We start from the raw sequence: 15,390 nt of genomic DNA, 5'->3' as shown, positions 1-15,390 counted from the left end.
AGGGTGGCGAGGAGATGATGACGGCTGGAGCCTCGATTTCGGCGATTTCGGCGATTTCGGAGACGGTGACTCGGACGGTGGCGATGGCGGAGACGGAGGGGGCGGGGATGGCGGCGACTAGTTTGGTGCGTGTGACGAATGGCCCGAAGCTGTGGCGCTCTTCGACGACGGCGTTGCTCTGAGCTTCGAGGCATCAACCCGAGCGAGCAAGGCCGTCTCGACGTCGAGAATTTCGCCCGGGGTTCCCAAGGCGCCGTTCGAACGCCGATTTTCGTACCGCCGTCATCGATTGCGGTGAATCGGTACGAAAAGGCCGCGCGCAGGCAATAGGCCAAGGGCCCGACACCCCACGTCCAACCGAGCCCTTTCGTTCCAAATTGATTTATGGGGAGACGGAGCTTGCCGCCATCGTCACGGGTGCCTGAAATCTACCCGCCTTTGAAGCATGGTTCGAGCGGCCCGAAACCATCCCGAAAGGTTTAGAAGTCAAATATCGCATCCACGCGGCGACGATGCCCGAGGTCAAAACCGCAGTGCTGACGGTCGGCATTAAGGGTATCCCGTGAGCAGGTGCGTTTCCCGGCGTCCGGAGAATTTGAAAGGGACGAAGACGACGCGCTCGAGGCGGAGGATGGCGACGAGACGTGAGTGCCCAGTGCGCCGACGGACGCGGAATACGCAGTACGCTCATGGTACAACGACGGTACACTGATACAGCAAACTGGTACGCTCTCGACACAGGACAGGAACCCCCCCTGCTTCGATTTTGGATAGCGTCTCGCACGAAGCCTCTTTGTCACGCCAATGGCATGGTGTTTGCAGCCATCGAACGCGGAGGGTTCTATGAAAGACCGAAGGGGAATGCATCATGCCGTCGTTTTCGCTGCAGTGGTCCTCTCGTTGATGGGTTGCGAAAATTCGCCCAAATTCCGCGAAAACCTTGGCACCACGAATCGCAGAATTAGCTTCGACGAGTTCAAACGAACCATTTACCAGGAGCCAGATACGGGAATCTACATCGTCGACGGAGATATACCTATCGCCAACGAGGATAAATTGCGTGCGTATTACGACCGCACGACATCTCATGAAGGCGCGCTCATTGTGGGCAACTGGTCGGGCGGCGGCCCCGGCCAAGATAGCAAATGGGATGACAATGAGAAACGAAGAATAACGTATTGTGTGAATGCGGTGTCCTTTGGAGAGCACTACAACCGGGTTGTCGAACATATCACCGGCGCGCACGTTGTGTGGGAGAACACGTTTGCAAATTTCAGCTTCATCTACAGATACGATCACGATTACAATTGTACGACGAATAACTATAACGTGGTGTTCAATGTCCGGCGCGTCTCTGGCCAACCATATTGGGCGCGCGCATTCTTCCCGGACGACCCGCGCCAGGCGCGCGAGATCCTCATCGATGATAGTGCACTACCTGACCCGGCTGGGCCAATAAGCCTTTTCGGTGTCCTAGAGCATGAGCTTGGGCACGTACTCGGGTTTCGCCACGAGCACATTCGCCCCGAAGCGAAACCGGAAGGCGAGTGCAAGGAAGATGGTTTTTTTCGTAAGCTCACCACATACGATGCGCAGTCCGTCATGCACTACCCTCACTGCAAGGGCAGCAATACCGGCGACTGGGACTTGACATTGGATGATACGAACGGTGCTGTATTTCTTTACGGAATCGGGCCGGCTCCAATATCGTGTTATGAAGATCCCTTCAGTTGTCCTGAGGGCATGTCATGTTGGGATCACGTATGCGAGCTCAATTAAATCAGGCCTTGCGCTGAATTGGTCCCGAGAATATCCGAGGCCTGGCGCGTCGGCGATACCGCACGTAACCGAGTGAACGAACTCCGCCTCGTCGAAGAGCGACACCCTCGATAGATCGTGCGCGGCAATGTTTCCGAGCCCTCCTTTGCGCCACCGCTCGAACCATTCCGGATCCTTCTCGCGCGCGCTCGACCGCACATCGAGAGCTGCCCGAATTTCCTCGCTTGGCGCGCCAAAGCGGCTCATCGAGAACGGCGCGCCCGTCGCCAACGGCACCGCAGAGAAAGCCAATAGGCTTACGGACGCCGTGCGCACGGTGGTCGAACGCAGCTCGAGGCCAAGCGGAGACGGTGCTCTTATTCATCGACGCGGAATTGCAATCATTTGGTTGCGCATTGCGTATGCGTGATTATTGGGTCGGCATATCAAGAAAATTTCATGCGGTCGTTCGTCAGCTTGCCGATGTTTATGCCACCGGCGTCGTCAAGGACTTCTCCTCGTCGATCGACAACTTCCTTCACGATCACGTCGAGCAGAAGCCGGGTCGGCCGACCGCCGGCCGCCGTAGGCCTGGCCGGCCTCGCAAATCCGACGTGAACTCGGTCGCCTACTGTAGGGCAGGGCGCACGTAGCACCCCCTGTTGACGAAAACCGCGTGGGACCATTCTCGTCACACATATCGATTGACAAAATAGCGAACATTTCCGCTGGCCGATTCGTTCTCGTTTCCTAGAGTGAGCTGCATGGTCGACGGTTCCGTGCGTCCACGCGCTCCCATTCGATCCGTGCAAGATGCGCGCGCCGTGCTCGAAGCACTCGGCGCGCCGTATCGGCTCATCGCCCACGGACTTCTCGTCGCGGAAGCCGCGGAGGTGCTCCTTTTGAAGCTGCGACAGGTCGGCTTTGTCGTGGATGAGTCGTGGGTCTTGGCCGGTGCGGTTCTGCACGACGCGGGCAAGATCGTGCACCCATCCGAACTCGACGCACCGGGTAAGTCGCACGAGAGCGCGGGTGAGGCGTTGCTCTTGGCCCACGGCGTCGAGCGCCATGTCGCTCATACCTGCGTATCCCATGCGGCGTGGGAGCACGCGTCGTGCTCGGTCGAGGAGAAGCTCGTCGCCCTCGCCGATGCGCTCTGGAAGGGTGTTCGGCGGCCGGTTCTCGAAACGGCCATCATCGACGAGGTCGCACGGCGGACCCAGGCAGACCGCTGGAGTATCTTCGTGGATCTCGATACCTGCTTCGAAGCCATCGCCGATGAAGGAAGCGATCGCCTCGCGCGTAGCCAGGCGCCTGCGTTCTCCTCGCTCCCGCGATGAGCGACGGGCGGGCTTGCTGGAGCGCCGGTATTCGCCGCGCATTTGTGGTGACGCCGGCTCTCGCTGGACGCCCCATCAAAGTTGCGGCGTTGCAAAATGGAGGCGGGTGACGGTGACGGGCACCGATACAATGGCGGTTGACAGCGATAAAGGCTCGCCCAGGGGCAACCAGCCCCGCGGCGGATCCGGGATGCGCTCGCACGCCCGGCTTCGGCCTCGCCACCCTTCGGCCTTCATTACCCCTCGTGTAAACATGCGTATCCGTCTCTTTCGAGCCTTCGCGAGCAACAATAGCGGCAGCTACACAATCGTCGGAAGTTTCAGAGCAGCGAGGATGCTGAACAGTATCCCCTGGCGACTTGGGCGGGATGTCGGCGCGTCTGTCGTCGAGCCATGCGCGCAGCTCGTCGAGAATGGGCCGTGTGTGCTGGTCTCGTCGTGCGCGCCGCTCTTGGGCGGTGTCGCCGGCGAGAGTGGCCGCGCGCTCGACCGCGAAGATGCGCGCGATAAGGCGAAGTCCGTCGAGCGCGAGTCGATCGCCAGAGCGCGCGGCTTCGACGAAGCGTTTCCCTCCGTGGCTCCAGCAGCCCGGCCGCTTGCCGCCCGCGCGCTTGAGGAACGTCGTGACGCTGGTGCCGTCGCACTGCACGGTGCGCGCGAGGTCGTCACCGAGGAATCGTTTTACACTCTCCGAGTCGCCGCGCGGCGAATAAAAGAACGTGATCCATCGCGCGTTGGTCCAACACCACATCGCCGCCGAACGAATGCCCTCGGGCGTCGTCGGATCCAGGATGGGGATCGCAGAGGAGTCGGTGCCGAGCAGGCCGGGGGCCCGCGTCTGCTGCTCGATCACCCGAGCGACGGGCGCGAGGAGATCGATGGCAGCGGCGACGCCGCGACCGAGCGTCTGCGGCGCAACGTCGATGCCTGCGCGAGCGAAGCGCGTGCACTGTCGCTCGATCGGCATGTGCTCGATGTATTTGTCGGCGAGGGCTTCGACGAGCAGCGTGTCACCGAGCTTTCCTCGCTCGACGATCTGCGGGGGGCGACGCGGAAACAATCATGTCGTCATTGGGGCATGCGACCGTCTCGTCTCTTCGCTGCACGACGATGATGCGTGCGGGGACGACGTCGAGCATCTCGCAGCACGAGAAGCTCACCGTCGACATCATCGTGCCGCACTGTGGACAGATGCGCTGTGCGGCGGGGACTTCGTTGTCGACGACGACGCGCTCGAGACGCGCGGGCAGCCGTCCTCGCCCGGGATGCCGACTCCGATCGTTGGAGTGCTGTCCGCGCTTACGTCGCGGGAGCGCGACGCTGAAGAGCGGCAGTGCGAGCTGACGCTCGAGCCGCTGCAGCGTCTCCGACGGCGGGCGCCTGCGCTTCAAGTGAGCGAGCTTCGTCACCAGCTCGGTGTTGACGTCGCGCATGCGCGTGATGAGCGTAAGGATCGCGGCGACGATCTCGATGAAGCGGAGCGCGGCGATCATCTCCTCGAGCCACGCGCGCACCTTCTCGATATCGGGCGCGTAGGGTGAAGTGATCGTCGTCGGGCGCATCGTTTATCGGACGACGGAGCGCTGCTGAAAACTCAGGCGACACGCACGACGGTGAGCTTTTTGGACCGGGGCTCCCAACGAGGACGACGTCGCGCGCCGGCAGATCGATCCCTTCGAGAATCAAGCCCAATTCCGCAGCTTCGATCGCATTGACCGAGAGCTCACCGTCTTCGCCAAATCTGGCGTGAAATCGACCGCGCTCGAGACGCTTCATCCACATTGCGAAGCCATGGCGGTCCCAATACAAGATACGCACGCGATCGCATCGGCGGGAGAAAAATACATAAAGATGCCCGCTCAGAGGGTCGTGCTCGAAGACGCTACGGACGATGAGCGCGAGGCTGTCGAGTCCTTTGCGACCATCGACCGGCTGCGTAGCCACGAAGATGCGCACGCTCGGAGGAAGGCTCAGCACGACTCTTCGTCCACCACTGTCAGCAATCGTCCGAGGGGCATCGTACGCGAGCGTTTCGGGGAAGATCCGCGTGGTGGCTCGCTTTCGTTTTCCTCAACAAGGGAACGGATAGGTGCAAAGTCTTATTTAAGATCGCGGCGGATATGCGATCGCGCCTTTGCGGCCGTCCACGAAGACGTGATCGCCGTGGCCGCGCACGGCGCTGAGATGGTGCGCCGTGCCGCTTTCCCGCACGCTCCACGTGGCACCATCGTAATGAAGCATCCGTCCATCCTGGCCGACGGCCCAGATGTTCCGAGGTCCGCTGCCCCACACGTCGTCGATCACCTTGGGGCTCGTGGGGTTTGGCACCGAGCTCCAGCCGTGCCATCCCAGTGCTCGATCTTGCTTGCGTTGATCATCCAGACGTCGTTGGCCGCGGCGTCCCAGATTGCGCCACCCTCGGCGGACGCAGCGCTCCAGCTGGTCCCGTTCCAGTGGAACGCTCGGGGGCTCGGGGCAAAGATAACGTCGACAGGTTCATCCTCAGTTTCCTCGTGACCATGCGACAACCGTTTCATCGCGCCTGCGGTCGAACGAGCCCTTTCATGGGTTCTCTACGAGCAGCCCTGTACTTCGTTTGAGCGGCGAGGCTCTTTAACGAGGACACGGCGGGCGAGCGAACCGAGGACAGACTCATCAAGGCGAGGCCGCGACGACGCGTCCACGAACGTCATGTGGCAGCGTTTTGACAATAGGGCTCATGGCGGCGCAGCTATCGACATTTCATTGTTTAGCGCGGAAGCCATGTGCCGTGCTGCGCCAGATACGATCGTGCTGACGCTATCGGCCCGCGCGTCGCATTCGCTCGATCATGATCCGCCCGCTGCGATTCTCGCGATCGACGTGGCCGCGTGCGGCGAGGCACGGGCCTTGCGGCACGCGAACCTTGCGGCACGCGAAAAGCAAACCCGCTCGCGACTGCGCGCTCTGGAAGGACAAATAATCGTGATTCCTTTATGTAATCTACGCGCCATCGTGGCGGCCGCTGTCTGCGGTGTCGTCATTGCGGCATGCAGTTCCTCGGGCGGATCTCCGGGGCCCCACGATGCATCTCCGGGCCCGGATGCAGGTTCGGACGCCGTGGCGGACGCGCCGGGCGACGCGAACGAGGCCAAACCCGACCCGCTCACCCGCGCCGGAGAGTGGAATCCACGCGTGACCATCGCGGGCTTCAGCGGTGCGCTTGGCATCGCCCCCGAGGTCTTCGACTTTGCCAAAGACAAAGATGGCCGCGTCGTTGCCGTCGGGGGGGTCAAGTGGTTCGGCAAAACGCAAGTCGACCACTTCGCGGCGTACGATCATGACGAATGGAAGCCGGCGCACGGCGCATGGTCGCGTCCCGTGCCGGAGACGGGTTTTTCGGCGGTCGCGTTCGGACCTCGAGGCGAGCTGGCATTGAGCACGTACAGCGGCCCGCTCGGAGGGGTGGCCGAGCAAGAGATTTGGCTCGAGACATCCGCCGGCCTGAGCGCGATCGGGCACTTCCGAGGCACCATCCGTTCGCTCACCTGGTTCAAAGGAAAACTCTGGGCCGCCGGTCTCTTCAGGATGACGGACGGCGGGGTGCAATCGCTAGCGGTTTGGGATGGCGCCATGTGGACCGCCCCCCCGGGCGGCGCGGTCGACGGCGCGGTCTACCAACTCGTGGCCCAGGGCGACAACCTGCTCGTCGCCGGTGGATTCATGCATATCGGCGGCATCGAAGCGCACCGCGTCGCCGAGTGGAACGGCACCTCGTGGCGCGCGTATTCGCTCGACTTGCCAGGTCGCGCGTACACAGTGCTCCGCGATCCAAAGGGCGATTTGCTCGTCGGCGGCAACCTCGAAGGTGGCCTCCTTCGCTGGACCGGTACTGCCTGGGAACCCGTCGGCGGCGGCTTGTCTCACGGCGCCCAGCCGGTGGTGGCCCACGCCATCGCGCACAAAGGAAGCATCTACGCGGCCGGTTGCTTCAACGGAGCAGGCAGCCCCGCGGTACGCGCTGCGTCCATCGCCCGATGGACGGGCGCCGCATGGGAGAGCCTCGACGATGGCACGGCACACGCGTCCATGGCCTGGTTCCAATTCGGCACGTGCGGCAACGAAATAAGCGGCTTCACCCTGTGGGACGTACGATTCCAACGCCTCTTCAGCGACGGCGAGCGCCTCTTCGTCGGCGGCTGGTTCCCAGGGATCGCCGGACAAAGATCGCAGAGCATCATGGTGCACCACGACCAGCGCTGGGTTCCTCAAGGCAAGACCGAGCGAGGCCTCTGGGGCTCCGCCGACGCCGTGGTCAGCGGACCAGGCAACAAGGCCTACGTCCTCGGTGCCATCAGCCACGCGGGCGACGTGCCCAGCCGCCAAACCCCAGATGGTTCTTACGGAGTCTTTCGCTACGACGACGGATGGACCGCCGTCGGCGGCCCTACGCCTTCCGACCTCCATTGTTCGCGCATCGCCGCCCATCCTTCCAGCGGCGTCTTTCTCGGTTGCAATCAAGGTCGCGCATCGGTGATCCTCAAGCTCGACGGCGATCAGTGGATTCGCCTCGGCGCGCTCGCGGTCCGCGGAGTGGCCTGGGAAATCCGCACCGATCCCAACGGACGCCTCTGGGTCCTCGGCGGCGAGCGCACAGGCGAATCCGCCGGCTCCGGCTTCGTCGCCCGATGGGACGACGACCACTTCACCGTGGTCGAATCCGGCTTTGACTCGATGGTCTTCAGCATCGACTTCGAGCCCACAGGTGCTGTCATCGTTGGCGGCGCGTTCAAGCACGTGGGCACGAAGCCCGCCTCACGCATCGCCCGTTTCGACGGCACCACTTGGCAGGCGCTCGGCGAAGGGCTCACCCACGCCGTGGCCGCCCTCGCATGGGCACCGAACACCCTGTACGCCGCCACCGAACCAGCCGTCGACGAGAGCGCACCCCGCATCGCCCTCGGCCAATGGAACGGCTCCACCTGGACAGACATTGCCACCCCCGAACGCGGCCTCCCTCGTCCTGCCGAACGCGCGCAACATCAAATCAAAGCCCTCTTTGCCCAGGGCTCCCGTCTCCTGATCGCCGGATCGATCCTCCCCGAGGTCAACCCCCTCACCGGCCCACGCAACGTCTTCCTCTACGACGGCACCACCTTCACTCCCTGGCAAGGCGGCATCGGTGCCACCAACGTCTCCGCGATCGCCCACACCGTCGACGGCCTCTGGTTCTCCGGCCTCCACCTCGCCACGACCGGCACCGGTCCCACCCTCGCCCCCTCCGTCGGCATCGCCCACTGGCAATGGAAGCGGTAACGCTTCTCATCCCGAATCGCGTCGGGACTTGCCTTGCCGTGTCGGAGTTTCTCGACGAACAGGCTCGATCCTACGTGGCCTTGGCGTCGCGCCTGCATCTCGATCAGGCCGACGCCGTATTGTGGATTGGGGGCTGACGCCGAGATTCGGGCGTGCTTGGCTGGGCGGCATGTTGCCATTGGAAGGGACACTGCTCGAGAAGCTGCGGAAGATTGAAGCACTGCACGCGGGGACGAAGGTCGACGGGGAACGGGAGGCGGCGCGGCGCGCTGCGGAGCGTATTCGCGAGCGGCTCGCGGAGTTGCGCAGGCGCGAGCAAGAGGTGGAACTCTTGTACCGAATGCCCGATCCGTGGAAGCGACGTCTGTTCGTCGCTCTCTGCCGGCGCTACGGGCTCAAACCGTTCCGGGAAGCGGGCCGTCGCAGTACCACTGTGCAAGTCCGTGCCCCGCAAACATTCCACAATCGAACATTATGGCCACAGTTTCAGGCGCTCGCCGGGGAGCTCGATGCGCACCTGAACGAGCTCACCGAGCGCGTGATTCGAGAGGCGATCAACGACGATGTGAGTGAGCCGCCCGAAGCGCCCAAGGCCCTTCCCGCGCCCGCCGGGTGAACGCGACGACGTGAGTCATTCAGCGAGTGCGGGGAGCATCATCACGTGTCGGTCGCCCTCTGCTGCTATGCCTTCATTGCCGGAGAGCGTGTGCAACATTTCCCCCGAGGCCGGACGGCACCATTCCGCTCGTCCGCGCACCCTCGCGATCTGAACGCCACTTCTCAGACTCCTTTGCCACCCATCGCCTCCCCATTGCGCGCACGAGCGCCCGCTGGCTACCGCGATGTCTCGTGCGCGGGATCCGGCGCAGTCGTGTTAATAGCAGTCGGTGGTGCCCGAAGCGTGTCTTGAGGCGCAGGTCGCCGGTGCGGGTAGCCTGCTGTGGGAGGCTCTCCCCGGCACTACCCGCGTTTCGTGGAGGTTGCATGGTCGTATTCGACCATGCACTGGTGACCCGATTGGCTACCAACGGGCGGAACCGAGCATCGGCCGAGAGCCAAATTTGTTTCGTTAAAAGTAGATGTCACTCAGACAAATTTGATTGTTGATTGCCGTGTTACGAATTGACGACGTTGCGTATGCAGCCAGCGAACGATGCAATCTGGCATTGCATTGGTCACTACCATCGTGCAATCTGCGCGACTGGCTAGCATGGATAACGCGTCCATGCGCCGATAGTCGGATAGAGTAAGCGTGCTGACATCGCCGATGTCGGTGAGCCGTATTCTAGTTCCGACGTCCAATCACGCGAAGGATCGTCGATGCATCAAGGCCTCTCTTCGAGATTTCTGTCGGCGCTCGGTCTGTTCGTCGTCGTCGTGATCCCCTCATTTGGTGGGTGCAGCAGTGGGGAAGCGACGGGGAGCTACGAAGCCCCACCCATCGACCCCACCAAGCCCGTGAACTTTCACGAGGCGATGCGGTTCATCTATTCCGGCCCGCACGCGCGGCAATTGGGCGTCGCAGAAGCGGCCATCGATCCGTCGCGTGAGGCGGTCATTCGGGGAAGGGTACTCGATGGCGGTGGCCAACCGATTGCGGGTGCCAAGGTCGTCGCGCCGGGCCATCCGGAGTACGGGCAAACCCTGACCAACGCGGAAGGCTGGTACGACTTCGTGGTAAACGGCGGCGAGCGTATCTTTCTGCGCTACGCGGCGACCGGAAAAATCGAGGCGCAGAGAGGCCTTACACCCGGTCTCAAGCGCTTTCGAAACCTGGACGACATCGTCCTTCTCGGCTCGAGCGCGAAGACAACCGCCGTTCAATTCAACGGTGGGAGCACCTGGCAACTCGCCAGCGGGGAGACCTCGGCGGCCGATGACGCGGCAGCCCGGGTGACGCACGTCCTCTTTCCGCCCGGTGTACACGCGACCGTGACGAAGGCCGACGGCACGACCGCACCGCTCGCATCGGGTACCTTCCGCGTGACCGAGTACACGCGCGGCGACTTGGGCGACGAGGCCATGCCGGGGGCGCTGCCTCCCGCGAGCGCATACACGTATGCTTCGGATTTCGGCTTCGATGAAGCGAAGAACGCTCGCGAAGTGTCCTTCGATAAGGCCGTCATCGCGTACGTCGACAACTTTCTGTCCATGAAGATCGGGACCCTCGTGCCCTCCGGCGCGTTCGCGCCCGAGATGGATGCGTGGAAGGTAAGCGAATCAGGCCGTGTTCTGGCCGTGGTGAACGCACCCAACGGGAAACGTGGGTACGACACGGACGGTGACGGCAAGGCCGATAGTGCAACCGTGCTGGCGGCGCTCGGGATCACCCAGGCCGAGATCGACGCGAGCGCGCCCGTCGCTCCCGTCGGGAAAAGCTTCTTCCGTGTTCCGTTGAAGCACTTTTCCACGTACGACTTCAACTGGGGGTCGACTCCATCGCCCGACGCCAAAGCGTCTCCTCCGGGACCGGACCGAACGTCGACGGGGTGCGTCCCCCCAAAGGATACCGTGCCGGCCGGCTCGACCATCCATTGTGAATCGCGGCTGCTCACCGAGCGGATCCCGGTGGTGGGTACCGAGGTGGCACTTCAGTACAGCTCGGAGCGGGTGGCGGGGCACACCGAATCTTCGACCTTGACGATCCCCATCACGGACGCGACGGTTCCCGCGTCCGCCAAGCGCGCCCAAGTGGAAATCGCCGTGTTGGGTGTTCGGACGACCAAGACGTACGACACGCTCACGCCGAACATGACCCACACCTTCGTGTGGGACGGCAAGGACGCCTATGGGCGCGCTTGGCCGGGGCGAACACGCGCGTACGTTCGCGTGGGGCTCGTCTACGAGAGCTCCTATACGACAACACCTTCGTTCGGCACGTGGACCGACGTTGGGGGACCCATTACCGAGAATCCGGCGCGTCGTGAGTTTACGTTCTGGCGCACCTACGAGATGAACATCGGTACGTTTCCGCAGGAGGGGCTCGGATTCGGCGGGTGGACGGTCACCGCACTCCAAAACTACGATTCGACCAACGGCGTCCTTTACTTCGGCGACGGACGGCAAAATGAGCCCGATCCGCAAGCCGTGATTGAACATATCGCCGGGGACTTCACCCCTGGATACGGTGGCGACGATGGTCCCGCGACAGCCGCGACATTGAACTATCCCTGGGGTCTTGCGCGCGCCGCCGACGGGACGCTCTACATCGCCGACGCTACCAACAACCGAGTTCGCAAGGTTGCCCCCAATGGGACCATCACGACTTTCGCCGGCACGGGGGTCGACGGATTTTCGGGGGACGGCGGGCCCGCGACGGCCGCCGACATTTCCGCGCCAACATCCATTGCCATCCGTCCCTTCGACGGCGCGGTGTGCTTTAGCGTCCAGTATCAGGACCGAGTGCGATGCGTCACCAAGAACGGCATCATCCAAACCGAGCTCGGTGGCGGAACGGAGATCGTCAACGTTGCCGGCGTACTGGCCACGCAAGCCAACGTTCCCCGGCCGACGGATCTCGCATTCGGGCCCGATGGGAGCATGTACGTTCTTCAGGCGGTGGACAACATCGTCCTGCAGCTCGAACCCGGCGGTTACGTGCGGAAGGTGGCGGGAGGAGGGACCGATCGTGGCGAGAATGCGCTCGCCTTGCGCGCGAACTTCAACAATGTCACCGGCATCGCGGTGGATCCCGATGGTGCCGTCTACGTTTCCGAGCGCGGTGGAACCATCGACAATCGGGTGCGGCGAATCGATCCGCGCGGGATCGTCATGACGGTCGCAGGCATCGGGGAGAGAGGCTCCACGGGCGATGGAGGCGATGCGCGCCTCGCCAGGCTCGAGTTTCCGGGCGCACTGGCCGTGGACGGAGAGGGTACCCTCTACATCTCCGACGGAGGCCGCATTCGTCGCGTTTATCACGGTCGCATTTCGACCTTCGCCGGGGGCGGGGACATCCCGACGATGAGTGGAGCCATCGGGCAACCGGCTCGCCGTGTCGCGAACACCGTTCCGTCGGCGCTGGTGCTGGCCCCCAATGGGGATCTCTACACATCCGAATTCGCGGACAGCGTCATCTTGCGCTTGCACCCGGTCGTTCCTACGACAACGAATGGCGAAAAATTGGTTGTGAGCAGCGACGGGGGGGAGATCTACGTTTTCGATACGAACGGTCGCCACCTTCGGACCCTCGATGCGCTCACGAATGCCGTGAAGCTTCGCCTTTCGTACAATGGTGCGGGGAAACTCGCGCGAATCGAGGACAACCACCACAACGCGACCGTGATCGGCTACGACGCGAATGGGAGGGCAACGTCGATCGTCGCACCGTTCTCGCAGACAACGTCCTTGGCTTACGATGCCAACGGGTACCTCGCCAAGGTGACCGACCCCCTCGGTCGTGAAGAGAAGTTCTCGTACGGGGCCGGCGGCCTGCTCACGCAGCGTATCGATGCGGGTGGCGGCGTGCACGCGATGGGATACGATGGGCTCGGAAATCTCTTGAGCGACGCCAACGCCGAGAACGCGACGTGGACCCTCTCGCGCGAGAGCTCGTCCCCATTGCAGACGCGCATCACCACGGGGCTCGGGCGAACGCGTCTGCATTCGGCCTCGGGCGGGCGCGACGTGGGGGATGCGCGTAGCGTGACGCACGAGGACGGCACCAAGACCGTGCTGACGACGGATCCGGATCGCGGGGCGCACGTGACATTGCCCGATGGGACGAAGGTGGATACCGTCGTGTCGGCAGATCCACGCTTCGGCATGCAGGCGCCGTATGTTTCGCACGAGGTGACCACGCTGCCGAGCGGTCTCAAACGGACCATCGATACGAATTGGTCTGCACGCTTCGACACAGACGGAGCATTCGTCGGACTCGACGGCACCCACACGACGGCGGATGGTGCGTCGAGCTCGACCTACGACGTGGCAACGCGCACGTGGACCAATACCAGCGCGGCTGGGCGACAAGTGCGCGCCATGCTCGATGCCGACGGACGCTTGGCACGCATGGAGGCTCCCGGCCGTGCTCCTGTCGATGTTGTCTACGATGACCGTGGTCACACCGCCCAGATCGTCCGTGACGACCGACGTGTCACCTATGGGTACGACGTCAACTCGGGAGCGCTCAAGAGCATCGCCGATGCTTTGGGACCCATCGTCTCGTTCGAGCACGATCCCGTACTGCGTGTCATCGCGTCAACGCAAGCGAATGGCGCTCGCACGACGTTCGGGTACAATGCGCTCGATAACGTGATTGCGCTGACACCTCCCGGCAAGCCCGCGCACACGATGACGTACGGCAAAGACGGGCTCGAAGCATCCTACGGTGCCCCGGGGGCACAACTCCTGTCCACCGCGTACGACGGTGATCGCGCGCTTGGATCGATCACGCACGAGGACGGAGCGCAGACGGTACTCGAGCGCGACAGCGCGGGCCGTCGTACCAAGCTACGTTTCGCGAGCGGCAATGTCGTGACCGGGTACGATACCACCACGGGTAAAGCGGTCTCGTTCACCGGTCCCGGGAGCTCAGCCATCCAAATGGTTTACGATGGCACTCTCGTGACGAGCATAACGTCCACGGGCAACGCTCCAGGCGCCATCTCCTGGACGTACGACGGGCTCCTGCGAACCAAGACGGAAGCCGTTTCGGGCGGCGGCTCCTCGTTGACTTACTCGTATGACGCGGACGGTCTCGGCACCGGCCTTGGTCCCGTCTCGCTATCGAGAGAGGTTGCCTCGGGGCTCTTGTCCAAACGCACGGTGGGGCGCTTCTCCGAGACCTACACGTATACGCCACACGGGGAGGTGGCGACCTACAAGGCGAGCGGCGCCGGTGCCTCTTTGGACATTGCTTACACCTACAACACTCGTGGCCAGCTCGTTGAGAAGCGAGAAAACGGTGTGGTCTGGGGCTACAGCTACGATGGGGCCAATCGGCTTGCGCGCGTCACCAAGAATGGCGTTGAACAAGCGGTCTTCACCTTCGATGCGAACGGCAATCGTACCGACGGTGGAGTACAGGTCGATGAACAAGATCGCCTTACGCGCCGTGGCGATGCAACCTTCACGTACACACCGCGCGGTGAACGCGCAACCAAAACCACTCCCGCGGGCGTTGCGAAATATTCGTACGATGGTCGAGGGAATCTAGTTGCCGTGGAGCTCCCGTCCGGGGTGCGCATCGAGTACCAGCTCGACGCTCTTGGTCGACGCATCGTGCGAAGCCGCAATGGGACGATCACGCATCGCTGGCTCTACCGCAGCGAGCTTCAACCCGTGGCGGAGGTCGACGCGACCGGTAAAGTGATCACTCGGTTCATCTACGCCCGGGGCCGCAATGTGCCCGATGCCATGGTGCGCGATGGCGTGACGTATGCGCTCGTCTCCGATCATCTTGGCAGCGTTCGGCTTGTCGTGAACTCGGGTACGAGCACGGCCGCCGCACAGGTACTTGATTACGACGCTTGGGGAAGGATTGTCAGTGACAGTAGCGTGGGATTTCAACCCTTCGGCTTTGCAGGGGGGATGTACGATCCGGACACCGGGCTCGCGCACTTTGGGGCGCGTGAATACGATCCGGAGACCGGCACGTGGCTCCAAAAGGATCCGCTGCGGTTTGGCGCCGGTGATACGAACCTTTACGCATACGTTGGGGGGGACCCGCTCAACAAGGTCGACCCCAGCGGGAACAATCCGATCGTCCTCGCGCCGCCGTGGGTCTGGGGAGGAGTCAGTGGCGGTGCGGTTGGAAGCCTTGGTGGTCCGCTGGGAGTCGCCATCGGGGTATGTGTCGGAATCGCGCTCACGATGAGGTCGGATAATCCGGAAACCCAGTCGAAGGAGGGGCCCGACTGCATGCAAGTGGCGAACATGTGCATCGCTGACTGCTCGTTCCATCTCAATGGAAGAAGGGATAGTGACTTGCAATCGTCCCCATTTCACAAATGTGTTGCGGAGTGTAAATTCAACAACGGTTGCTGATGGAGAATTG

General features: G+C 62.8%; 9 protein-coding genes. 7 read left to right on the top strand and 2 right to left on the bottom strand.

Features of this window, described 5'->3' with window-relative positions:
• Positions 1 to 861 precede the first annotated feature (861 nt).
• The 4 genes from LZC94_21125 (at position 862) to LZC94_21110 (ending at position 4,212) form a co-directional block, all read left to right on the top strand.
• A complete protein-coding gene (locus tag LZC94_21125) occupies positions 862 to 1,779 on the top strand; it encodes a hypothetical protein (protein WXB19715.1) in 918 nt (305 codons plus the stop codon).
• 350 nt (positions 1,780 to 2,129) lie between these two features.
• Positions 2,130 to 2,411 carry a hypothetical protein gene (locus tag LZC94_21120; GenBank protein ID WXB19714.1) on the top strand — a complete coding sequence of 94 codons (282 nt, stop codon included), beginning with the start codon at positions 2,130 to 2,132 and terminating at the stop codon, positions 2,409 to 2,411.
• 171 nt (positions 2,412 to 2,582) lie between these two features.
• Positions 2,583 to 3,098, top strand: coding sequence for an HD domain-containing protein (locus LZC94_21115; protein WXB19713.1), 516 nt, complete (start codon positions 2,583 to 2,585; stop codon positions 3,096 to 3,098).
• Positions 3,099 to 3,432: 334 nt separating this feature from the next.
• On the top strand, positions 3,433 to 4,212 hold the full coding sequence (locus tag LZC94_21110; GenBank protein WXB19712.1) for a hypothetical protein: 780 nt from the start codon (positions 3,433 to 3,435) through the stop codon (positions 4,210 to 4,212).
• A gap of 185 nt (positions 4,213 to 4,397) precedes the next feature.
• On the opposite strand, the gene tnpB is transcribed toward LZC94_21110, so the two are convergent.
• Both tnpB and LZC94_21100 read right to left on the bottom strand, forming a co-directional pair.
• On the bottom strand, positions 4,398 to 5,075 hold the full coding sequence (tnpB, locus tag LZC94_21105; protein ID WXB19711.1) for an IS66 family insertion sequence element accessory protein TnpB: 678 nt from the start codon (positions 5,073 to 5,075) through the stop codon (positions 4,398 to 4,400).
• A 126-nt stretch (positions 5,076 to 5,201) separates the two neighbouring features.
• Positions 5,202 to 5,426: a hypothetical protein gene (locus LZC94_21100; protein WXB19710.1), complete on the bottom strand. Its 225-nt coding sequence runs from the start codon at positions 5,424 to 5,426 to the stop codon at positions 5,202 to 5,204.
• Positions 5,427 to 6,197: 771 nt separating this feature from the next.
• Between LZC94_21100 and LZC94_21095 the strand changes: the two genes are divergently transcribed.
• The 3 genes from LZC94_21095 to LZC94_21085 all read left to right on the top strand — a co-directional run bounded on the left by LZC94_21095 (position 6,198) and on the right by LZC94_21085 (position 15,380).
• A complete protein-coding gene (locus tag LZC94_21095) occupies positions 6,198 to 8,393 on the top strand; it encodes a hypothetical protein (GenBank protein WXB19709.1) in 2,196 nt (731 codons plus the stop codon).
• Positions 8,394 to 8,514: 121 nt separating this feature from the next.
• A complete protein-coding gene (locus LZC94_21090; GenBank protein WXB19708.1) occupies positions 8,515 to 9,009 on the top strand; it encodes a hypothetical protein in 495 nt (164 codons plus the stop codon).
• A gap of 704 nt (positions 9,010 to 9,713) precedes the next feature.
• On the top strand, positions 9,714 to 15,380 hold the full coding sequence (locus LZC94_21085; protein ID WXB19707.1) for a hypothetical protein: 5,667 nt from the start codon (positions 9,714 to 9,716) through the stop codon (positions 15,378 to 15,380).
• Positions 15,381 to 15,390: the final 10 nt, after the last annotated feature.

The sequence above is a fragment of the Sorangiineae bacterium MSr11954 genome, assembly GCA_037157815.1.
Taxonomy (GTDB): domain Bacteria; phylum Myxococcota_A; class Polyangia; order Polyangiales; family Polyangiaceae; genus Pendulispora; species Pendulispora albinea.
Note: the sequence above shows the minus strand (reverse complement) of the source record. Positions and strands in the feature narration are given on the sequence as shown.